This is a genomic window from Paenibacillus sp. sgz302148 (assembly GCF_056120465.1).
In genome coordinates this window covers 1-20,058 of the sequence record NZ_JBVYOJ010000011.1, presented here as the reverse complement: position 1 = coordinate 20,058, position 20,058 = coordinate 1, and the positions used below count along the sequence as shown (strand labels likewise).

22 protein-coding genes are annotated in these 20,058 nt (G+C 54.1%); 3 read left to right on the top strand and 19 right to left on the bottom strand.

The annotated features are described in order from the left end of the window. Window positions 1–32 precede the first annotated feature (32 nt). The 5 genes from AC0LWM_RS17250 to AC0LWM_RS17230 form a co-directional block, all read right to left on the bottom strand. A complete protein-coding gene (locus AC0LWM_RS17250; protein WP_474676219.1) occupies window positions 33–662 on the bottom strand; it encodes a ThuA domain-containing protein in 630 nt (209 codons plus the stop codon). A gap of 22 nt (window positions 663–684) precedes the next feature. Continuing rightward, on the bottom strand, window positions 685–1,845 hold the full coding sequence (locus tag AC0LWM_RS17245; RefSeq protein WP_474676218.1) for a Gfo/Idh/MocA family protein: 1,161 nt from the start codon (window positions 1,843–1,845) through the stop codon (window positions 685–687). Between the two features lie 17 nt (window positions 1,846–1,862). After that, window positions 1,863–2,894 carry a LacI family DNA-binding transcriptional regulator gene (locus AC0LWM_RS17240; protein ID WP_474676217.1) on the bottom strand — a complete coding sequence of 344 codons (1,032 nt, stop codon included), beginning with the start codon at window positions 2,892–2,894 and terminating at the stop codon, window positions 1,863–1,865. 176 nt (window positions 2,895–3,070) lie between these two features. Beyond that, window positions 3,071–3,616 carry a methylated-DNA--[protein]-cysteine S-methyltransferase gene (locus tag AC0LWM_RS17235; protein WP_474676216.1) on the bottom strand — a complete coding sequence of 182 codons (546 nt, stop codon included), beginning with the start codon at window positions 3,614–3,616 and terminating at the stop codon, window positions 3,071–3,073. Window positions 3,617–3,630: 14 nt separating this feature from the next. Next, window positions 3,631–4,197, bottom strand: coding sequence for a bifunctional transcriptional activator/DNA repair enzyme AdaA (locus AC0LWM_RS17230; RefSeq protein WP_474676441.1), 567 nt, complete (start codon window positions 4,195–4,197; stop codon window positions 3,631–3,633). A 269-nt stretch (window positions 4,198–4,466) separates the two neighbouring features. Between AC0LWM_RS17230 and AC0LWM_RS17225 the strand changes: the two genes are divergently transcribed. Next, window positions 4,467–5,411 carry a DNA-3-methyladenine glycosylase family protein gene (locus AC0LWM_RS17225; protein ID WP_474676215.1) on the top strand — a complete coding sequence of 315 codons (945 nt, stop codon included), beginning with the start codon at window positions 4,467–4,469 and terminating at the stop codon, window positions 5,409–5,411. A 150-nt stretch (window positions 5,412–5,561) separates the two neighbouring features. On the opposite strand, the gene AC0LWM_RS17220 is transcribed toward AC0LWM_RS17225, so the two are convergent. The 4 genes from AC0LWM_RS17220 to AC0LWM_RS17205 form a co-directional block, all read right to left on the bottom strand. Next, window positions 5,562–6,737 carry a DUF2642 domain-containing protein gene (locus AC0LWM_RS17220; RefSeq protein WP_474676214.1) on the bottom strand — a complete coding sequence of 392 codons (1,176 nt, stop codon included), beginning with the start codon at window positions 6,735–6,737 and terminating at the stop codon, window positions 5,562–5,564. Window positions 6,738–6,901: 164 nt separating this feature from the next. Next, the gene (locus tag AC0LWM_RS17215) at window positions 6,902–8,485 is read right to left on the bottom strand and encodes a peptide chain release factor 3 (protein WP_474676213.1); all 1,584 of its coding nucleotides are present in this window, start codon (window positions 8,483–8,485) and stop codon (window positions 6,902–6,904) included. Between the two features lie 81 nt (window positions 8,486–8,566). Continuing rightward, window positions 8,567–10,126: a glucose-6-phosphate dehydrogenase gene (zwf, locus tag AC0LWM_RS17210; RefSeq protein ID WP_474676212.1), complete on the bottom strand. Its 1,560-nt coding sequence runs from the start codon at window positions 10,124–10,126 to the stop codon at window positions 8,567–8,569. 103 nt (window positions 10,127–10,229) lie between these two features. Further along, window positions 10,230–10,997, bottom strand: a complete 768-nt coding sequence (locus AC0LWM_RS17205) for a YwmB family TATA-box binding protein (RefSeq protein ID WP_474676211.1) — start codon at window positions 10,995–10,997, stop codon at window positions 10,230–10,232. A 161-nt stretch (window positions 10,998–11,158) separates the two neighbouring features. On the opposite strand from AC0LWM_RS17205, the gene AC0LWM_RS17200 reads away from it, so the two are divergent. Further along, window positions 11,159–11,566 (top strand): hypothetical protein, encoded by a 408-nt coding sequence (locus AC0LWM_RS17200; protein WP_474676210.1) that lies wholly within the window; start codon window positions 11,159–11,161, stop codon window positions 11,564–11,566. A 10-nt stretch (window positions 11,567–11,576) separates the two neighbouring features. On the opposite strand, the gene AC0LWM_RS17195 is transcribed toward AC0LWM_RS17200, so the two are convergent. The 10 genes from AC0LWM_RS17195 to AC0LWM_RS17150 all read right to left on the bottom strand — a co-directional run bounded on the left by AC0LWM_RS17195 (window position 11,577) and on the right by AC0LWM_RS17150 (window position 19,598). Then, a complete protein-coding gene (locus tag AC0LWM_RS17195; protein WP_474676440.1) occupies window positions 11,577–12,224 on the bottom strand; it encodes a response regulator in 648 nt (215 codons plus the stop codon). Continuing rightward, entirely contained in the window at window positions 12,193–13,281 is a 1,089-nt protein-coding gene (locus AC0LWM_RS17190) for a HAMP domain-containing sensor histidine kinase (RefSeq protein ID WP_474676209.1), read from the bottom strand. Before AC0LWM_RS17190 ends, AC0LWM_RS17195 begins: the two co-directional genes overlap by 32 nt. 21 nt (window positions 13,282–13,302) lie before the next feature. Next, window positions 13,303–14,022 carry a cell wall-active antibiotics response protein LiaF gene (gene liaF, locus AC0LWM_RS17185; RefSeq protein ID WP_474676208.1) on the bottom strand — a complete coding sequence of 240 codons (720 nt, stop codon included), beginning with the start codon at window positions 14,020–14,022 and terminating at the stop codon, window positions 13,303–13,305. A 185-nt stretch (window positions 14,023–14,207) separates the two neighbouring features. After that, window positions 14,208–14,915 (bottom strand): PspA/IM30 family protein, encoded by a 708-nt coding sequence (locus AC0LWM_RS17180; protein ID WP_474676207.1) that lies wholly within the window; start codon window positions 14,913–14,915, stop codon window positions 14,208–14,210. Beyond that, window positions 14,893–15,423: a PspC domain-containing protein gene (locus AC0LWM_RS17175; RefSeq protein WP_474676206.1), complete on the bottom strand. Its 531-nt coding sequence runs from the start codon at window positions 15,421–15,423 to the stop codon at window positions 14,893–14,895. Before AC0LWM_RS17175 ends, AC0LWM_RS17180 begins: the two co-directional genes overlap by 23 nt. Then, a complete protein-coding gene (locus AC0LWM_RS17170; RefSeq protein WP_474676205.1) occupies window positions 15,420–16,103 on the bottom strand; it encodes a PspA/IM30 family protein in 684 nt (227 codons plus the stop codon). Before AC0LWM_RS17170 ends, AC0LWM_RS17175 begins: the two co-directional genes overlap by 4 nt. 27 nt (window positions 16,104–16,130) lie before the next feature. After that, window positions 16,131–16,430, bottom strand: a complete 300-nt coding sequence (locus tag AC0LWM_RS17165; RefSeq protein WP_474676204.1) for a LiaF transmembrane domain-containing protein — start codon at window positions 16,428–16,430, stop codon at window positions 16,131–16,133. 205 nt (window positions 16,431–16,635) lie between these two features. After that, the gene (locus tag AC0LWM_RS17160) at window positions 16,636–17,388 is read right to left on the bottom strand and encodes a VOC family protein (protein WP_474676203.1); all 753 of its coding nucleotides are present in this window, start codon (window positions 17,386–17,388) and stop codon (window positions 16,636–16,638) included. 17 nt (window positions 17,389–17,405) lie between these two features. Further along, on the bottom strand, window positions 17,406–17,804 hold the full coding sequence (locus AC0LWM_RS17155; RefSeq protein WP_474676202.1) for a VOC family protein: 399 nt from the start codon (window positions 17,802–17,804) through the stop codon (window positions 17,406–17,408). Between the two features lie 36 nt (window positions 17,805–17,840). Next, window positions 17,841–19,598, bottom strand: a complete 1,758-nt coding sequence (locus tag AC0LWM_RS17150; protein ID WP_474676201.1) for an RNA polymerase sigma factor — start codon at window positions 19,596–19,598, stop codon at window positions 17,841–17,843. Window positions 19,599–19,737: 139 nt separating this feature from the next. Here AC0LWM_RS17150 and AC0LWM_RS17145 point away from each other — a divergent pair. Continuing rightward, a partial coding sequence (locus AC0LWM_RS17145; RefSeq protein ID WP_474676200.1) for a hypothetical protein occupies window positions 19,738–20,058 on the top strand: 321 nt, incomplete at its 3' end.

Here is a 20,058-nt window from a genome sequence, read left to right as displayed (position 1 = left end):
TCATGTGTTTTTCGTTAGATCGCATATGCCCGCTACTTTCGTGTCGCCCACAGCATCCCGCGCCGCATCAATTCGAGCGTCTGCGGCATCGCTACGATATCGGCCTGATGGCCCAGCGTGCAGTAGTAGACTCGGCCTGCTCCGTACGTTTTCGTCCAAACGACCGGCATTTTTACGTCGCCGAAATTCGTCGTCGCATGGATCCGGATCGCGGGATCGACGTGCATGTAATATTGCTCCGAAACGACGGTAAAATCGCCGATGCCTTCCGTGAGCGGATCATTTGCATCGGTCATATTCACCTCGTACGTCACGCCGTCATTGCCGGGATGCGCAACCCATTGGCCTCCAACCATGTATTGGTATTCCGTCTCGTTGCGGAAAGCGTCTCCCATGCCGCCATGGCAACCGGCAACGCCCGTGCCGCCTTCGCTGACTGCACGCAGAAACGGCCCAAGCTGTTCTCCGGAAATCGTCCCCATCGTCCATACCGGAACGATCAGATCAATGGCCGCCAGTTTGTCTGCATCCGCCAAACTGTCCAGCGTATCCGAAATTTCCACATCATAGCGCTCTTCACGCAACACCTTGCCGAGGAGAGCGGCCACTTCTTCCGGTTGATGTCCGTCCCAACCGCCCCATACGATCAACGCCTTGCTCATCGCAATCACTCCATCTCCATCATCACATTTCGCTGATTTGCACCCATCGCCGTTCGGCAATCGAGACGTCGACCGCCTCCAGCACTTCCTGGCACTTGACGCCGTCGACAAAATTAGGCACGGGCTGACGGCCTTCCGCGATGGCATTCATCAGCTCGACCGTCTCGTGAACGAACGTATGCTCATAACCGATCGTATGTCCCGGCGGCCACCATGCATCGGCATACGCGTGAGCCGGATCCGTCGCCAGCACCCGGCGGAAGCCTTGCACATCGGCAGCGTCGTCCGAGAAATACACCTGCAGCTCGTTCAGCCGCTCAAAATCAAACTTGATGCTGCCCTTGCTGCCGTTTATTTCGAACGAATTTGTGCAGCGATGGCCCGCGGCAAACCGGGTCGCCTCGAAGCTGCCGAGCGCGCCGCTTGCGAACCTTGCCATAAACAGCGTCGCATCGTCCACCGTAACCGGTCCTTTCGGCGCACCCTTGTCGCCTTTGGCGCTTAATCCCGTCATCGCAGACGGCAGCGGCCGTTCCTTGATGAACGTTTCGCTCATCCCCACAACCTCGGTCAGCTCGCCCAGCAGGAATCGCGCCATGTCAATCAAATGCGCGCCCAGGTCACCATGAGCGCCTGAACCTGCAATCTCCTTCTGCAGCCGCCAGACAAGCGGAAAATCGGGGTCAATGATCCAATCCTGTAAAAACCAGGCGCGAAAATGAAAAATGCGCCCGAGGCGCCCTTCGTCAATCAGCTTCTTCGCCAATTGAACCGCAGGCGCAAACCGGTAATTAAAACCTACCATATGTACGATGCCCGCCTTCTCGGCGGCATCCAGCATCTCTCTGGAATCGGCCAGCGTCAGCGCGAGCGGCTTCTCGCAAAAAACATGCTTGCCGGCCTGCGCCGCCGCAATGGCTATCTCCTTGTGCGCATCGCTCGGCGCATTGATGTCGATCAAGTCGATGTCGGCCCGTTCGATAAGCTTGCGCCAATCGGTCTCACTCGACTCCCAGCCGAACTGCTCGGCCGCTTGGCGAACGCCCGCTTCGTCCCGGCCGCAAATCGCTTTCATAAGCGGCTTCGCCGCCTTCGGGAAAAACATCGGCAGCGTGCGATATGCGTTGCTGTGTGCTTTCCCCATAAACTTGTAACCTACCATGCCTACATGAACGGATTTCATCGTACCCGGCCCCTCTCCTATGGTCGATATGAATCGTGTTCTTGCGATGATCCCCGGATGACAAGCTCTGTCGGCAATGTTTCATGATACGTGTCCGGCCCGTCTCCGCTTAGCTGCTCCAGCACTTTTTCCGCCGCAAGCCGCCCCATTTCAAAAAAAGGCACGCGAACGCTCGTCAACTGCGGATCGGTCAGCTTCGCCGCATCCGAATCGTCATAGCCGACCAACGCCAAATCGCGCCCGAACAATATGCCGCGCTCCCGAAATCCTTGAATGAGACCGGTCGCCATCCGATCGTTCGCGGCAAATACGGCGTCGATTTCGCCTTGCAGCGCCGCGATCGGTTCTGCGGCAATGTAACCGCTCTTGCGGCTGTAATTGCCTTCGAACACCAATTCCTGCCGAAAAGGAATACCTGCTTCTTCAAGCGCCTGCTTATACCCGCAGAGGCGGTCCGCGCTGTTGGAATATTCAAGCGGCCCGTTCAGAAACGCAATTCGCCGGTGTCCGCCATCGATCAGATGCTTAACCGCCTCGTAGCTGCCCTGTACGTGGTCCGCTTCGATCAGGTTGAAGCGCTCTCCCTCGAACCGCTGGTTGACGAGGCAGAACGGCGCATGCTCTTCCTGCAGCTGAGCAAGCGCTTTGCGCTCCTCCGGCAAGTCGCTGGAGCCGAGAATGATGCATGCGTCGACCTTCTGAGTGCGGAACAACCGGATATAGTCGACCGGTTCGTCGGCCGAACGGAACAGCAAGAGAAGATCATATTGTTTCCGCTTGACGGCATCGCCGATTCCGCTTAAAATTTCAGCAAAGTAATAGGTCGAAAACAAATGCACCTTCGGCACGAACGGAAGGATGACGCCCAAGTTGCCGCTGCGCCTGCGGGCGAAGCTCTGCGCGATGGCGCTCGGGTAATAATTCAGCCGCTTCGCAGCTTCCAAGACGCGACGTTTGGTCGCCTCCTTGACCGGCCCAACTCCATTCAATACGCGAGATACCGTCGCTTCGGAAACGCCGGCAAGCTTTGCTACTTCTTTTCGGTTCATGCTTTTGCCCTCACATGCGATGTTTTAATGTACACGCGTACATTTTCTCATGAAAGCGTTCCGCTGTCAATGCGGAATCCTTCTGCGCACACCCGCCGCACATGAAAGCCAAAACCTCGCTCAGGTGATCCCGAACGAGGTTTTGGTATCGTCATGGATAGGAATTGCCCATCCCATCAGGCAGTCTCAATCTTTTGCCGTTTCGCCCTCTGTTCCTCCAACTGCAGCAGCTCCGTCTTCATAGGAAGTCCGCCGCGATAGCCGGTGAGCGTCCCGTTCTTCCCGATGACGCGATGGCAAGGCACGGCGATCAGAACCGGGTTCGCGCCGATTGCCGCGCCGACCGCACGAACCGCTTGCGGTTTTCGGATCGTGTTCGCGATATCCGAATAAGAGCTCGTCTGGCCAAATGAAATACCGGCCAATGCTTGCCACACCGACTGTTGAAAGGCCGTTCCGTAATAATCGATCGGAAAAGTAAACTCCGTTCGCCGGCCTTGCAAATATTCGTTCAATTGCGAGACGTACGGCTCCATCAGCGCATCGTCCTTGACAAGAAGCCGGTCCGGCAATTGTTTGCTCAGCCACCTCTTTAGCTCGTCCAGTCCCTCGTCCGGCGATCCGACAAAGCAAAGCCCGTTCGTCGTTGCCGCTGCAATAAGCTGCCACGGCCCCATCGAGAAGGTCGTCCAGAATACGGCTTGACTGCTTTCTGTTTTCATTCGATCATCCCTCTTCATGATTGATTGTGCATGACATCCGTCTTCCCTTGCATTTGACGGTAGTCGCTTGGCTTAAAGCCGGTTTTTTGTTGAAAAAGCGTTGCGAAATGAGCCGGATTCGGGATGCCCACCGAGGCGGCGATATCCATCATTGTTTTGTCCGTTCCGGTCAGTAACTGCTTCGCTTTGTTTATTCGAATTTGCTGCGTATATTGAGCGGGCGTGACGCCTTTGATTCGTTTGAACGTCCGCTGAAGATGATAAGGACTGCCGTGGATCATATCAGCCAGCATTTGAAGCGTAATCGATTCCGGATAATGCGCGCCGATCCATTCGGCTACCTGATCCACCCATTCTTCCTCGGGCAGCTTCAGCCCGTCCGGCTTGCACCGTTTGCATGGACGGAATCGGTTCGACATGGCATGCTCGGCTTTTCGGAATATCGATACGTGATCCTTGGACGGAGGCCTTGATTTGCAGGAAGGACGGCAGAAGATGCCGGTTGTTTTCACCGCATAATAAAATGAACCGTCATAGGTTGAATCGTTTAACAGAATGGCCTGCCACATCGTGTCCGTCATTTCGAGAGCCCGTGGAAGAGCCGAGGATGAAGATTGGCCCGTTCGGGCAGCGCTTTGCTCCGCCCCGGTCTTGCGCGGCCGGTTGTTCATCGGAATCACCTCAAGCTCAGTATACCCCGAGTTCGGCTTCGATGTAAGCTATCTTGAATGGAAAAGCAAGAATGCAAAAGCGGAACTATGCGGTATATGATAACATCATCATCAGCGAATGCTTTCTTAACGTTGAAAGCTCCACGCCCATCAACATGCCAAGAGGAGGCCGGAGTCCGATGAACACACCTGATTCGAATGAAGCAAGCCATTCCAAAGCAATAGAGCCGCCGGTGGACATCATCCCGGTGCCCAAGCCGTTCGGTTATCGCGAAACGGTCCGATATTTGCAGCGCTCTTCCAATGAATGCATGTACCGTGTCGACAACGATCAGATCCATATGCTCATCCCTGCCGGCGCCGAATCGGCCGTTGTCCGGATCGATGGTGAGCGGGAAGGTTTTCTCCGCATCCGATATATTGGAGATGGAGCAAGGACGACGTCCACTGTTCGTGCCGCCGCAGTCCGCTATGTAAGGGAATGGTTCGACTTGGACACCGATCTTGCTCCGTTCTACGAAATGGCCGAGCAAGATACGCTGCTGCGGGAGGCTGTCCATCGGAATTACGGCTTGCGGCTTATCGGCATCCCCGATCTGTTCGAGGCTCTATGCTGGGGAATTATCGGCCAGCAAATTAATTTAACCTTCGCCTATACGCTCAAAAGAAGATTTGTCGAGCAATTCGGAACTTCGGCGGAAGCGGAGGGGCAGCTATATTGGGCGTTTCCTTCGCCGGAACGGATCGCGGCATTGGATACGGCGGATTTGATTCCGTTGCAGCTGACTTCGAAAAAAGCGGAATATTTGATCGGTGTCGCCGGGCTGGTGGCGGAAGGTAAACTATCGAAAGAACGGCTGCTCGCGACCGGCGATTGCAAAACGGCGGAGAAACAATTGGTTGCGGTACGGGGAATCGGCCCATGGACGGCTAACTACGTATTGATGCGCTGTCTGCGTTATCCTTCGGCGTTCCCGATCGACGATGTCGGGCTTCACCTCGCTCTCAAACAGCTTCTGGGGCTGGATCAGAAACCTTCCAAGGAGATGATTGAGCGGCTCTCCGCCCAATGGGCCGGCTGGGAGGCTTACGCTACTTTTTATTTGTGGAGAGTGCTTTATTGATTCAGCAAACTTTCGTCAAATTCTCATCCCGACTGGAGAATGCTGCCGGTTCGAACCGGAAAAACGGAGTTATCGGCGGACTTATTTACGTCGTGCGACAGAGAGCTCCATTGATTTTCCGGTTCTCGTGGCGGCTTGATGCTCGATCGGTTATTGGAAATAGACGATTTCCTTGCGCCGAACGTGCAATATATGTCCGTGATCCAGCAACATGATATGGTCGGGACGCACTTCAACCAGTTGTCCGTCCAGCGGGCCTGCGGTTGTCATTACGCATATATGATGTCCGATGTACTCGCTTAAGTTCTCGGTGAACCATGGATCCACAATCATCACAGAGGCCGGAGACACGGTTGCAGGCGCGTTCTCATTAGCAGTTGCAAGCGGCAGGACAGACTGCGGCATTTCGCTCGAGTAAGGCGATACCGCGGACGGATAACCTTTCGTCGAAAGCGGAGATACCGCCGTACCTTTCGTCGAGAGCGGGGATACCGCCGTGCCTTTCGTCGAGAGTGGAGATACCGCTGCGCCTTTTGTCGAGAGCGGAGATACCGCCGTGCCTTTCGTCGAGAGCGGAGATACCGCCGTACCTTTGGTCGAAAGCGGGGATACCGCCGTTCCTTTCGTCGAGAGCGGGGATACTGCTGTGCCTTTCGTCGAGAGCGGCGATACCGCCGTACCTTTCGTTGAAAGCGGAGCTACCGCCGTCGGGTACATGTTGCTAAACGTTTGCAGCGGAGACACCGCAGTCGGGTACGCGTTGCTGAGCGGCTGCACAGGAGATACCGCGGACGGGTACATATTGCTAAGCGGTAGCATCGGAGATACGGCGGTCGGCTGCATATTGCTTAACGGTTGCACCGGAGATACGGCGGTCGGCTGCACATTGCTTAACGGTTGTACCGGCGACACCGAAGCTGGATATATATTCGATGTTTGCAGCGGCGATACGGATGTTGGGTATACATTGGACGCTTGCAACGGCGATACGGACGTCGGGTACATATTGGACGCTTGCAAAGGTGATACGGACGTCGGGTACATACCGGACGCTTGCAACGGTGATACGGACGTCGGGTACATACCGGACGCTTGCAACGGTGATATGGACGTCGGGTAAACACTCGACGCTTGCAGTGGCGATACGGACGTTGGGAACACATTCGACGGATCCGCAGGCGACACCGCAGTCGGAAATACGCTATGCTCCTGCAAAGGCGTTGTCATCGTTGGCATATAACTCGATGTTTGGAGCGGCGAAGTCATCGCCGGCGAACTGGATTCACCCATCATACTGCCATAATCTGGATTGTAATACACTCCCATTCGTAAACTCTCCTCCGTAGGCTAATAATCAGATCGAACAGTACCATCGTATGTCATTAGCCTACCGGGCGTTACCCCATCCGGTGAAAAAAAAGAAACGTCCGCACGATTCGGACGTTTCTTTTTTGGGTTCCTCTTCTGAACCACTTTGTGGGGTATTTCGGTTATGGCGCCGTTTCGAGAAACTTCGCCGTTGGGTTCTTCTCGATTGCGGTACGCATCGCATATTCATTTTCGAACAAGGCGACATAATTGTCTTTTTTGTCTTTGACGAGCTGGGAGTTGATACGGAACTTGGACGGGTCGATCTTGTCGTCGACGATCCATCGAGCGAATTGGAACGGCGTCCGCTGCAGTTGAATCTCTACGCCGTATTCCGCCCTCATCCGGTATTCGAACACCTCGAATTGGAGCTGTCCGACAACGCCCAGAATCGTATCGTCGAAGCCGATCGTTCGGAAAACTTGAATCGTGCCTTCCTCCGTCAGCTGATCGATGCCTTTCTGGTACTGCTTATGCTTCAACGCGTTCTTCACGGTCACCTTGGCGAAAATTTCCGGCGAGAACGTCGGCAGCTCGTCGAACGTAAGGTCGCTTCCTTGGCTTAAGCTGTCGCCAATCCGGAAAATGCCCGGATCAAACAAACCGATTATGTCGCCGGGGTACGCCACTTCGACGATATCGCGATCTTGAGCCAGAAATTGCTGCGGCTGAGCCAGCTTAATTTCCTTGCCTGCACGGACATGGCGAACGGCCATGCCGCGTTCGAACTTGCCGGAGCATATCCGCAGGAAGGCGATGCGGTCCCGGTGAGCCGGGTTCATATTCGCCTGGATTTTGAAAATATAACCCGAAAACTTCGTATTCGTCGGCTCGACCTCGCCCGTCGTTGTGTTGCGCGACGTAGGCTTCGGCGCCAGCTCCAGGAAGTTCTCGAGAAACGTTTGCACGCCGAAATTATTGACCGCGCTGCCGAAAAATACCGGCGTCAGCTCGCCTCTGCGCACTTTCTCGAAATCGAACGGATCGCCCGCCACGTCAAGCAGCTCCAGCTCTTGACAGAGCTGATCGTGCAAGAAGTCGCCCGCCATCTCGCGGATGACCGGGTCGTTGTAGTCTTCGACCTTGCGCACTTCGATGGACGATTGGTCTTTGCCCTGGAACAGCTCGACCTGGTTTTTGAACCGGTCGTACACGCCGCACAAGTCGCGGCCCATGCCGATCGGCCAATTCATCGGCACCGATCGGATGCCAAGCACGCTTTCGATCTCCTCCATCAGCTCGAAAGGGCTGCGCCCTTCACGGTCCAGCTTGTTGATGAACGTGAAGATCGGAATGCCGCGTTTCGCGCACACCTGGAACAGCTTGATCGTTTGCGCCTCGACGCCTTTGGCGACGTCGATCAGCATGACCGCGCTGTCCGCCGCGGTTAACGTCCGGTACGTGTCCTCGCTGAAGTCTTGGTGACCGGGCGTATCGAGAATGTTGACCTTATGTCCGTTATAGTCGAACTGCATGACGCTGGACGTAACCGAGATACCGCGCTGCTTCTCGATCTCCATCCAGTCGCTCGTCGCATGGCGGTTCGCCTTGCGGGCTTTGACCGAACCGGCGATATGGATCGCGCCCCCGAACAGAAGCAGCTTTTCCGTTAAGGTTGTTTTCCCGGCGTCCGGGTGAGATATGATCGCGAACGTTCTGCGTTTTTCGACTTCTTGCTTGATTTCTTGATCTATCGGTTTACTCATTCTTGTTCTATAGTTCCCTTCGTTCCCGTTTCCGTTGCAAGCATGAGGATCGATTCGGGCCATCGCTGCCTTGTCGGCTCGTTATTTGCCGCTGTTCGACACCCAGATGACGTTGTCTTCTTCCTGCCCGTTGACAGGCCACCAATGGAAGCCGTCCTGCGCCAGCAGCTTCTCCGTCTGCTCCGGTCCCCAAGAACCGGCCGCATAAGGCTGCAAATCGTCGGATTGCTCTCTCCAAGCTTGGGCGATCCGGTCGACGAAGCTCCAAGCGATCGCCACTTCGTCCCAACGGGTAAAGTACGTGGAATCGCCGCGGGCCGCATCGAAGATAAGCCGCTCATAAGCTTCCGGCGTATTGAGACCGACCTGGCAGCTTTGGCAAAATTCCATCGCGACAGGCGCAATCGCCGATTCCGATCCCGGTTGCTTCGTATTCAGTTTAATATAGATGCCCTCCATCGGATTGACCCGAATGACGAGCAGGTTGGGCTGCAGTTGATTTTTCTTCGCCAGATATACGTTGTCCGGCATATTCTTGAATTCAACGACAACTTCAGTCGTTTTGACCGGCATGCGCTTGCCCGTACGAATATAGAACGGCACGCCCGCCCAACGGAAATTGTCGACAAACACCTTCGCCGCGAAATACGTTTCCGTCGTGGACTCCGGATTGACCGAATCTTCCTCGCGGTAACCCGGCAATTCTTTGCCTTTCATGCTGCCGGCCGTATATTGCCCGCGCACCACATTGCTGCGTACTTCCTCGGAAGAGCTGTACGCGCGAAGCGAACGAAGCACCTTCACTTTCTCGTCGCGGATGTCTTCCGGATGCAGGCGGCTAGGCGGCTCCATCGCGATCATCGTCAGCATTTGCAGCATATGGTTCTGCCCCATGTCGCGAAGCGCGCCGGCATGATCGTAATATCCGCCGCGTTCTTCGACGCCGACCGTTTCCGAAAGCGTGATTTGAATATTCGCAATATGCTTATTGTTCCAAAGCGGCTCAAAAAAAGCATTGGCGAAACGAATCACTTCGATGTTTTGTACCATTTCTTTGCCAAGGTAGTGGTCGATACGGTATACTTCCTCTTCCTTGAACACTTGGCGAATTTGCTCGTTCAGCTTCTCGGCGGAAGGCAGATCGTAGCCGAACGGCTTCTCGATGACAAGGCGGTGCCAGCCTTTGGACTCGAGCATGCCTCCGTCCCGTAAATTATGCGAAACCGGGCCGAACAGTTCCGGCGCAAGCGCCAAATAAAACAACCGGTTGCCGGCGATATCGAATTTGGCATCGAGCTTCTCGGTCAGCTGCTGCAGCTCGCGGAATCCGTCTACATTATGGATGTCGAGCGATTTATATTCAAAATGCTCGGCGAATGCGTTCCATTCGCTCGTTTGCTCCGGTTTGTACCGCGCGAACTCGCGGATCGATTCGTAAACGTCCGAACGGAATTGTTCATTCGTGCGAGGACGGCGCGCCAATCCGACAACCGCAAAATTTTCTGACAATTTTCCTTCTCTATACAAGCTGTAAATCGCCGGAAACAGTTTTCGGCGAGCAAGGTCGCCCGTTGCCCCGAAGATCAAAAAAACTGCGCCAGCGGCGATTTGCGTATCGTTTTTGAACATGTCCGTCGTCATGGATTCCTCATTCTTTCCTATGTATTTTTACCATGTTAAGTAGTTTAGCATATTCATAGGGGATTCGCTATCGCTGAGGCTATAAAAAATCGTGATCGACGGATTAAAATTCTCCTGTCGCCGCGGGAATGGCCAGCGTTATTCGAACCCGGTCCGTGCCCGAAACGAGATGCGCCGCAATTTGCATATTCACGGGCTTGCCTCCGCTGTCGACACGGGACGTTAAATCGGCGCTGTAGTAGGTTGCGCTCGCGGAGCTTTTATCCTCGTACGATTCGACTTCGCGCAGCGTCAGCTTGGATCGTAATGTTGTCAAAACCGGCGACAGCAAGTTCGCTTCGCCGTGCTCCCGCTGTCTTTCTCCTTGTACCATAGCATGCCATTCCGGGGACATTCCGATACTTCGGAACCGTTCCATGAGCCGTGCCTGCTCTGCTTCCAGCGCATCGATATCGTGCTTCGAAAGGGAAGACTCGATCACATACATATAGTATGAACGTCCCTCGGCAAGCTCTACAAGATGGAGCGTAATTCGAAGCGATCCCGATTCCTTCTCGGCGATATACCGTAGATGGTCCCCGCGAGCGGCCGACTTGTCCATCTTCAGCTCCGGCATGTCCGCCAGTCCGCCGATCTTGGTTCCCAGCGCGAGTAGTTCCTCATTGCTTCCGTACCGGCCGGCGTCACCCGACAAATTGACCGTAATCGCAGCTTTGTCCGGTAATACCGAAAGCGCCGCCTCACGCAAATGCCGCAGGTCGGCAGCCGGATCGAACGACTCCTCGCTTGTTGATGCAGGCCAAGCTGCCCATACGGCCGTTAAGGCGATGCAGAGAAGCGCGAGCAACAAATACCCGATCGGTTTCCGCACATGCGACCTCCTTTCATCCATCTTGATATTCCCCATTGCATATTTTTCACGGAGGTGCTTTTTGTTTGGCTTTTCTGGGTATTCATCCATGCATGCGTGCCGCGAGCTGAATACATTATGGGTAAACGTACCTTACTACTGGCGATCTGGAGGTGAAAAGGATGTTTCCCGTATACCCGATTACGGAGCAAAACATTAAGCCGTACTGCGGCAATCTCGTATGTATCGTAACGAATGAGGGGAGACGGTTTATCGGAACGTTAAGCCGCATCGATTCCGGCCAGCTGATTCTGAATGAAGATCCGGAGGAAGCGCGAATTGCCGAACAGCAAAAAGCGCTGAAGTCCAGAAAAAACAAAAAGGCAAAAGCGAAGGCAAATGCCAAAAAAGTGAGAGCTTACGCGCCAGGATCGACAGATCTGACGCTTAATCAACAAGAGTCGTTCCCCGAGATGCCGCGCGACGCGTTTGCGCCGTTCCAGGCTTTTCCGCAATACAACTCGTCTTTCGGGCAAAATAGCCGGATGTCCGTCGATCTTTCGAACGTGATTCTCTTCCTCGCAACGTAACCTATGCCGCTTATTCGGCGATCCCGTTCTTATGGGCGTAAATCGCCGCTTGCGTGCGGTCTTCAACGCCGAGTTTGGCGAGAATATTCGTCACGTGGAATTTGACGGTTTTGACGCCGATAAACAGCTCGTCGGCCACTTCTTGGTTCGACTTGCCTTGGGCGAGCAAACGCAGCACTTCCATCTCGCGTTCCGTCAAATCCTCATGAGCGAGACTTTCCTGCTTCTGCGGTTGGCGAAAGCGGTTCATCAGCTTCGAGGCAACCTGCGATTCCAGTATCGATTGTCCCCGCGCCGCCGCGCGAATCGCTTGGGCGATTTCGGCGGCGCGCGACGTTTTCAGCAAATAGCTGAACGCCCCCGCTTCGATCACCGGATATATTTTCTCGTCGTCGAGAAAGCTGGTGAGCACGATGACCTTGCAATCCGGATGCAGCTGGAGCAGACGGCGCGTCGTTTCGATGCCGTCCATTCCTTCCATGACCAAATCCATCAATACGACGTCCGGCTTGTACTCCTGCGCGAGCCGGATGCCTTCCTGCCCGTTGCTCGCTTCGCCGACCACCTCGATGCCGTCTTCCGTATCGAGCACCGCGGCCAGACCGATCCGCACCATCTCGTGGTCGTCAACCAACAATACTTTGATCCGCGTCTCCATCGACATGTTCGTAACCCCCTTCTTCGGCAACTAAAGGCACGCGGATTTCGAGCCGCGTCCCTTTATCCGGTGCCGTTATAATATTCATGGACCCTCCGATTTCGTTCACGCGTTCCTGCATCGATACGAGCCCGTAAGACGTTTGCTTCTTGACGTCAAGATCGAAGCCGACTCCATTGTCCCGAATAAGCAGCCTGACGCCATCCGGCCTTTGGTGCAGCCTAACCTCCAGCTTCGTCGCTTTGGAATGCCGAAGCGCATTCGATAGCGCCTCCTGCACGATCCTGAACAGGTGGTCTTCGATGCCCTTGTTCAGACGGATATCCTCTTCCATTTCGAACCCGATTTCCATCGGCACTTTGGCCGAAAGCTCTTGAATCAGCTCGCGCAGACCTTGCGCCAGCCGCTTGCCTTCCAGATGAACCGGGCGAAGATGAAGCAGCAATGCGCGCATTTCGGACTGCGCGACGGACGCCATTTCCTCGATCAGCGAAACTTGCCGTTTCGCCCGCTCGAAATCCTTGTCGAGCGTCCGCCCAACCGCCGTTGCCGTCATCGAAATCGCAAACAGCTGCTGGCTGACGGCATCGTGCAAATCCCGGGCAAGTCGCTGCCTTTCCTCCACGATCGCCGATAACCGCGCCTTCTCGGCAAGCTGCGCGTTGTTCGTCGATAAACGCTGGAGCGATGTAACCTGCTCCTCCCATTTCTTGCCGACGCGTCCAAGCTGGTCCGCTAGCCGTCCGACCTCGTCCATCCCGAGGTCCGGCACCGGCCGCGTCAAATTGCCTTTCTCCAGCAGCAGCATCGACTCGCGCAGCTGCTCGAGCCGCCGTTTGATGCTGTTGCTTTCATAATAACCGAACACGACGCCGAGTGCGGTCACGACCGCAATCAGCGTCAATCCGACCATAACGACCGGCGTCCAATTCGTAATCTTCGTTATAAACCCGTACGATTGCATTACATATATCGTAACGCCGAGCAGAAGCAGGCTGAACAGAATCGATCGGCCCATGCTTCGCCAAACCATATTTGTGAGCTTCTTGCCGTCCACCGAATCCCTCCGCCTACTAGTTTACACGACGCGTATATCAATATCTGCTACGATAAATGCCAGCAATAGTTTCACTTTATGCTCGCTCGTATCATAGTTGGGCGTTTTCCACACCAGTTTGTTCATCATGCCCGTCTGCTTCTCCGACAACGCATCGACTTGGCCGAATACGGCGGTCGCCTCGATCGCAACGCCAAAATCCTCCGGCACGACGATGTCGACATCGGCCAGCACGCCTTGCATGACCAGTGTCGTTTCTTTCTCCTCCGGCAGCGCCATCGAAAAATCGAGCACGATTTCGCTTACGGCGCTCCAAATACTCGTATTGCGCAGCTCCCAAGGCTGTTTGTCCCATTTCAAGCTTAACAGCAAATGCTGCCTTCGCAAATAGCTGTCGTCCCGATGGACCTGCTTCGATTTCATAAAGAAAAATCCGATTGAAATCATGACGATGGCGATCAGTATCGATAAAAAATTGCTGACCAGGATAAACGTTCCGATGGCGAGTAAAATATACCCCCATTTTTCCCCGCTCCCCGAGCGTACTTTGTAAATGCCAAGCACAACAATGAAGAGAGCGGACATGGCGAAAAATCCGATAACTTTGCCAAGGATGATATACAGACCCGCAAAAATCAGCACGAGCGCCGTATTCCGCTTGCGCTGCCGCTCCCGATCGAGGTCGGGAGTCTGATGGCGTCCGTTATCCCCGTTCGCTTGATGATGATCGTTTCGTTCCATGCCGCACCTCCTCTCCCCAAGTTTGTCGAAATCCGCGTGCCGGAACATATGGAAAAGCCATAGCGGCAAAATCGGCTGCCCCCTATGGCTTTGGTCCAATCTTCGTTTCATAGCATATCACAATTTGCCCGACTCACCAACTGATTTATGTTGATCGACGATGCCGGCCTTGCTTGGCTTCTCTCTTACTCCGAAGCAGTTTCATTCGTCACAGCCGGCTCCGGTTGCGTCCGGTTCAGCTTGTTCTTCAGCGCTTGCAGCTGTTCGTCGACTTGAAGCTGCTTGCTCGCATCCAGCTTGGAACCGTAAGCGACGGACGAACCCGGCATCCGAATGACTTCGGCTTCGACTTCGAGCTGCATAATTTTTTCTTCCATCCGCTGGAAGCCGCGAGCGGCATTGCCGCCTTCGATCGTATGCACGTTCGTCAGCTGCGCCATTTGTTTTTTCGCTTTGGCCATTTGAGCGCGTGCTGCCAGCTCGTTGCGTTTGTTGCGCAATTTGTAGAACTCGTCTTTCATTTCATGCAGCTGCTGCATCAGCTCGTCGGCTTGCGCTTTGGCCCCAGCGTGCAGCTCCACGTATTCGGTTATTTTCTGATCGTAATAGAGCTTTTCTTCGAGAATTTTGCGGGCGATCGCTTCTTGGCCGTTCGTTAACGCACGTGCTGCTTGCGCTTCGCGATCCGCGCCGGAACGCGTCGCTTCTTCAAGGCGCTGCTTCAAGCGGCGCTCGTTGGCCATTTGCTTCGCGACCGTTACTTCGGCCTGGCGAATTTCTTCCTCCATGTCGCGGAGGTATTGGTTGAGCATCACGATCGGATCCTCGAATTTATCTAACAGATCGTGCACCGACGCTTTCGTCATGTCTTTAATTCTTTGGAATACTCCCATTGGGTTGTTCCCCTTTCTCATATTTGGCTATTTTTTCGCGTAATTGTTCGATTTCTTTGAATAATGCTTTTTTCTCGATGTCTTTCATCATATCGTCGATTTCGTTTGGCGCCGCTGCAGTCGGCTGCACTTGAGGCGCTGGGCCGGGTGCTGCAGGACCTGTGTAGGAATGCGTCGGAACAAAAGGCTGCGGGCCGTTATTCGGGTTCGCGCCTTGGAACGATTGCGGTCCGTAGCTGCCGGCATTGTAGCCGTTATGCTGCTGGCCGTAATAGCCGCCGCCGGGGTAGCCCGGTGCGCCGAACATGCCGGGATTATGCAACTTCGGTTCCTTCGGAATGACGAGACAAGCGATAATGTAGATCGGGATGATCGAGCCTGCCGAGAAGAAGGTGGCCACGATAACCAGCACGCGAAGCAGCGTTGAATCAATATTCAAATATTCGGCAACTCCACCGCACAAACCCGATATCTTCTTATCTGTTTGCGAACGATACAGTTTTTTCATTCTGGGGTCCTTCCTTCCTGAGCTAGCTTGCGTTTTAAGTTTTGCAGTTCGCGTTCGAGCGTCGATTGCAGCGTCGTGCCCGCCTGGTATGCGAACTCCGTGCCGATCCGGCGCAAATCACGCAGCGTGCGAGTTTCCAGCTCCATGTCCGCTACTCGCTCGTTCAAGCGGTCGAACATGCGTGACGGATCGTTGAAGCCGTTCATAGTGCCCATTCGTTCATTCATGCGCTGCTGCAGCCGCAGCGATTCCATTCTTGCGATGTACAGCTGGCGTTTCTCGTAGACGGATTGATAATCCGACTTCAATTGCTCCAGCTGCTCCTCCAGCTCGACGAGCGATTGCTTGCTCTGCTCGTACAGCTGACGGTATTGATTGCTTCGTTCCTCATGCATCAATTTCTCTTGCAGCGCCAGCCTTGCAGCGATGTCCTCTCCGGCTTTGACCGCCAGCAGCGCTTGCTGTTCACGCTTCTCTTTCAATTGCTCCGCATTCATATATTGCTGTCCTAGCGTTTGCGTATGTGCCGAGATTTGCTGGTGCAGCTTGTCAGCTTGCACGATTTCGTCCCGCGTTGCGTATAAGTACTGATCGATCAAACGAACGGGGTCCTCCGACTTCTCCAGCATGTCGTTCAGTGTCGCGACCGTCATGGTGCGCACCCGCTTCATGATGCTCATTCGATTTCCTCCTCTATAGTGTAGATGTTAGTACGCTCTGCGATCTTTCTTGAACATCGATACGCCGAAGAATATTAATCCGATGGCGATCGCCAGCCCGATCAGACCGGACAACTTGCCTAGCAGAATCATAATGCCGACTACCAGGATGACCCACCCGAAAAACTTGCTTCCGTTCTTTACGCCGACGTATCCGAGCAAAACCATGATGACCGGAATGACGTAACCCATGAGATGGCCGAATCCGAAATTCAGTTTATCGAGCAAAATCAGTGATCCGAGTACGATCAGCACGATCGCCCATCCGTTCTTTCCTTTTAAGTCCATTCGCTCACCGCCTTTCAATTGTTCATCGCTTATAATCCTATTGTAGACGCCGAGGGCGTTTTCCAAAACGGACCCGCGACGGTATTTGAACCTAGACCTGAGTCGGGGGCCGAGACAGACCCGGGTTGAGCGATGCGGACAAGAGCGCACACATTCGGCGTAAATAAAAAACGGCCGCGCGGCGCGGCCGTTACCGAAGGGATTGCTAGGACAATTCCCGCACAACCTCGATTCGATTGCCGTCAGGGTCGACGAAGACGAGAGCGCCCGGTTGCTCCGTGCCCTCCATGACGGGTACCCCGTTATCGCGGAGCAAGCATCGTACCGCATCAAGATCCGCGGTTCGCAAGCGCAGGAACGGCATGCGATCGCGATTGACATGCCGGCGATGCAAATGTATTGGCGTATCGACGCCAAGCGAGAACTGGTGAACTTGCGCGTGTGAACCCATAGCCGGGATTAGCGTCTTGAACCGCCGTCCGAATGCGACGGAAGACGACTCGACGTCGTTGACGTAGAGGTTCATCGCATCGATTCGGAGATCAACAGGACCTGTGGCCGGAAGTTCCCTCGTATCCGTATAAGGCAGCGGTTTGTCACTGACCGCGAATTCCGTACCGTCGGCGTCGCGGAACATGAAAAAACGCATGCCCGTTCGTTGTTCCACTTGCGGCGTCATCATCTCAGCTCCGCTATTTTGCAAGCTATGGTAGGACGCATCCATATCCGACGCGATCAGCATGCAAGCCGGGTTGGTATGCAACATCAAAGCGTTGAACCGGTGCACGAGAAGCAGCTTGACGCCGCTGTTCATCGCGATAGGGTAAAACGGGGAATCGTACAGTCCATGTAGGATCGGCAGGCCGAATAACGAGCTGTATAACCGGATTGCTTTTTTTACGTCTCTCGCCCCGAAAAAAATCGTATCGAGCTTATATTGAACGGTTTCGTTCGTCACGTTCACCGTGCCTCCCCTCATCCCTGGTCCGGGTAATTTCCAATATCGATCATATTTCCATATGGGTCCTTTACATGAAAATGAACATATCTGCCGTTTTCTCCGAATCTCTTGATATCCCCGACTTCATCCGAGGCTTGAACGAATATCGGATACAGCCCCTCTACATCCGGATGCTGAAGACTAACAACGGGAAATTCCCGATCTTCCAGCCAGAAATGCACGGGCGATGTCTTCGACGTCTTTCTTAGCATAATCCCAGGGCCCACTCGATGTCGGAGTGTTGCGAAATTTTCATTTTCAAATTGAACGATGAAACCTAATCGAGATTCGTACCAAGCTGCCGATTCCCTGATATTCGCTGCCGGCAAATAGATTTGCGCAACGCCAATATCACCGGATGTTGTGTGCTCCATCTTGAATCCTCCTCGGTAAACTGAAATCATACGTTTTCAATAAAAAAACGGATCATTCGGAATGATCGCCGGCATGTCCCGGCCGGCCGTGTCGTCCGCAAGCAAATCCAATACCTGCTGCAAGAAGGCGAGCCCTTCCGTTTCCGCGTCTTTGGCTTCTTGAAGCAGACGGATCGCGTCATGGGCTAGGGCCGGATTTGCCGGATCACCGCCAGAAGGAAACGGGAACAACGTACGCAGCGCTTCGAATGAGCGGGCAACGGCCGAATAATGCCGGGCTGCCTCGCTGAGCAAAACCCTTGCTGTTGCATCGTTCGGCGTTTCAAGCGGCCACATTTCCGCGTACTGGTGCAGAAACTGCGCCGCATAATCCCGCATATCGCCTGCGACGGCTAAACTTGAGGCGTTGCCGAGAGGGTCGGCCGCTCTGCACCGGAAAATGTCCATCCACGTATCGTAAGCAGCCAATCCGTTAACGCAAACGGAAAATGTGGCATCCTCCCCAAACGCATGCCGCAGAGCAAGCCGGAGCGCCCTTTGCATCGCCGTCTTCCGATCGATCTCAAACCGGCCGTCGCATACGAACGCATAGAGATGTCCTTCTTCCAGCTCGCTATAGGGCATCGTCCAAAGTTCCTTCGTATTCGCCAAATAAAACAATCGCCGTTCATCGTCGTACCCGTATGCCAAATCGAATTCCTGATGCCGCCCTCTCGGGCAAAGAAACGGCACGCCTTGATCGATGGAGCTGCGGAACGTATCCAATGCATAAGAGACAAAATCTCTCCGCTTCGCTTCCGGCAGCTTCTCGACCGGCATAATATCGAAATATCGGTTGTGCATGCCGAGATTGATCATGGCGTTCTGCGTGAAAGACAAGCCGTCGTACAGAAACGTACCCTCCATCCGCGCCGCGGTCCGCTCCAAATTGATGTGAAACGCATGGGCGGTCAATCCCATCGTTTCCGCATAGGTCCAATCGCCCTTGCCGATGTAGGGCAGCATATAATGCAGGCCATGGCGGATGGACACATTATACGGATGGCACTGCGTATGTAGAATGCGCGGTTGCTCCAGAATGTTTTTGCGCATCGTTGCGCCGCTCCTCTCCTTTATCGCATTTTCCGTCCAATCTGCCTGTCTCCGCGCCCGCTCGGACAGCTTCTTCTTCGAGCGGGACAGCGACATATAAATATTGGCCGTCGTCGACTGAAACAAGGCGGCGATTTCGTGCGGCGCGAGCTGGTTGAAGAAATGCGCCTCGAATATCGCCCTCTCCCTGCGGCTAAGACAACGCAGCAGGGCGCGAATCGCCTCGATCGTTTCGCTTCGCGCAACGAGATCCAGCGGGTTGTGGCGATCATTGTGGCTTTGTGCCGCGGTTTGGGCCATAAAATGCAATATCGCATCCACATCTCCATAATCGACACGCAATGCCCGTTCCGCCTGTACCGCCATGCTCGTAAACGACAGCTCGTGCCGGTACGGCCCGCCACGTCTCATTTTGTGCACGGCTTGATTGCGAACGATCCGCTGCAGCCATGGAAGAAAGCGGCCGATATCGACAAGCGTGCCGAGATGGAGGAATGTTTTGACGAAGGCATCCTGCACAATGTCTTCCGCGGCATGCCGATCGCGGGCAATCGAGTGAGCCCAGCCGAGCGCCCTGTCTCGATGGCGGCGGATCAGCTCGTTGAACGCCTCTGAATTTCCGTCGCGCGCCGCCTGCACCAAAGCCGCATCAGAAAGCGATTCGATATGCTCCGTTTCCTTCACTTCCTCGTCCTGCGTCACCTCGATCTACTCCCTTCGTATGCTGCTATATATCTAGATACCATCGGTCCATGGAATCTAACATTTTTTTATTTATGGAGTAGGATTCGATATCTTTTCCGGCATTTCCTTTGCGCAGCGGCAAAATGAAGCCTCTGGTATGGCGATGAACACGCGCGACACCTCGGTCCGTGTGATGGTCTCTCCCAATCAACTTCAGAAATTATTTTCTGAATTTCAGCTAAAACTTTCTGCTTTTCCAGCGGATTTAACGATAAAATCGAGCATTCAGAAAAAAATGGCTGAAATTCAGAAACTTTTGGCTAAAAGCAGAAATTATTTTCTGAATCCAGCTCAAACGCTTCGTTTGTTGATGACGTACAATAGTTTGTGTACCAAGATCTGGAGTCTTCTAGAAAGCAAAAAAGTAGGGTATTCTCGGGATTGCGAAGTCACCAAGAAAGGAACCCTACTCATGGCA

Excerpts from the sequence above, each read along its gene's own strand:
- AC0LWM_RS17250 (WP_474676219.1), bottom strand. The coding sequence starts at position 662 with ATGAGCAAGGCGTTGATCGTATGGGGCGGTTGGGACGGACATCAACCG.
- AC0LWM_RS17245 (WP_474676218.1), bottom strand. The coding sequence starts at position 1,845 with ATGAAATCCGTTCATGTAGGCATGGTAGGTTACAAGTTTATGGGGAAA.
- AC0LWM_RS17240 (WP_474676217.1), bottom strand. The coding sequence starts at position 2,894 with ATGAACCGAAAAGAAGTAGCAAAGCTTGCCGGCGTTTCCGAAGCGACG.
- AC0LWM_RS17235 (WP_474676216.1), bottom strand. The coding sequence starts at position 3,616 with ATGAAAACAGAAAGCAGTCAAGCCGTATTCTGGACGACCTTCTCGATG.
- AC0LWM_RS17230 (WP_474676441.1), bottom strand. The coding sequence starts at position 4,197 with ATGACGGACACGATGTGGCAGGCCATTCTGTTAAACGATTCAACCTAT.
- AC0LWM_RS17225 (WP_474676215.1), top strand. The coding sequence starts at position 4,467 with ATGAACACACCTGATTCGAATGAAGCAAGCCATTCCAAAGCAATAGAG.
- AC0LWM_RS17220 (WP_474676214.1), bottom strand. The coding sequence starts at position 6,737 with ATGGGAGTGTATTACAATCCAGATTATGGCAGTATGATGGGTGAATCC.
- AC0LWM_RS17215 (WP_474676213.1), bottom strand. The coding sequence starts at position 8,485 with ATGAGTAAACCGATAGATCAAGAAATCAAGCAAGAAGTCGAAAAACGC.
- zwf (WP_474676212.1), bottom strand. The coding sequence starts at position 10,126 with ATGACGACGGACATGTTCAAAAACGATACGCAAATCGCCGCTGGCGCA.
- AC0LWM_RS17200 (WP_474676210.1), top strand. The coding sequence starts at position 11,159 with ATGTTTCCCGTATACCCGATTACGGAGCAAAACATTAAGCCGTACTGC.
- AC0LWM_RS17195 (WP_474676440.1), bottom strand. The coding sequence starts at position 12,224 with ATGGAGACGCGGATCAAAGTATTGTTGGTTGACGACCACGAGATGGTG.
- liaF (WP_474676208.1), bottom strand. The coding sequence starts at position 14,022 with ATGGAACGAAACGATCATCATCAAGCGAACGGGGATAACGGACGCCAT.
- AC0LWM_RS17180 (WP_474676207.1), bottom strand. The coding sequence starts at position 14,915 with ATGGGAGTATTCCAAAGAATTAAAGACATGACGAAAGCGTCGGTGCAC.
- AC0LWM_RS17175 (WP_474676206.1), bottom strand. The coding sequence starts at position 15,423 with ATGAAAAAACTGTATCGTTCGCAAACAGATAAGAAGATATCGGGTTTG.
- AC0LWM_RS17170 (WP_474676205.1), bottom strand. The coding sequence starts at position 16,103 with ATGAGCATCATGAAGCGGGTGCGCACCATGACGGTCGCGACACTGAAC.
- AC0LWM_RS17165 (WP_474676204.1), bottom strand. The coding sequence starts at position 16,430 with ATGGACTTAAAAGGAAAGAACGGATGGGCGATCGTGCTGATCGTACTC.
- AC0LWM_RS17155 (WP_474676202.1), bottom strand. The coding sequence starts at position 17,804 with ATGGAGCACACAACATCCGGTGATATTGGCGTTGCGCAAATCTATTTG.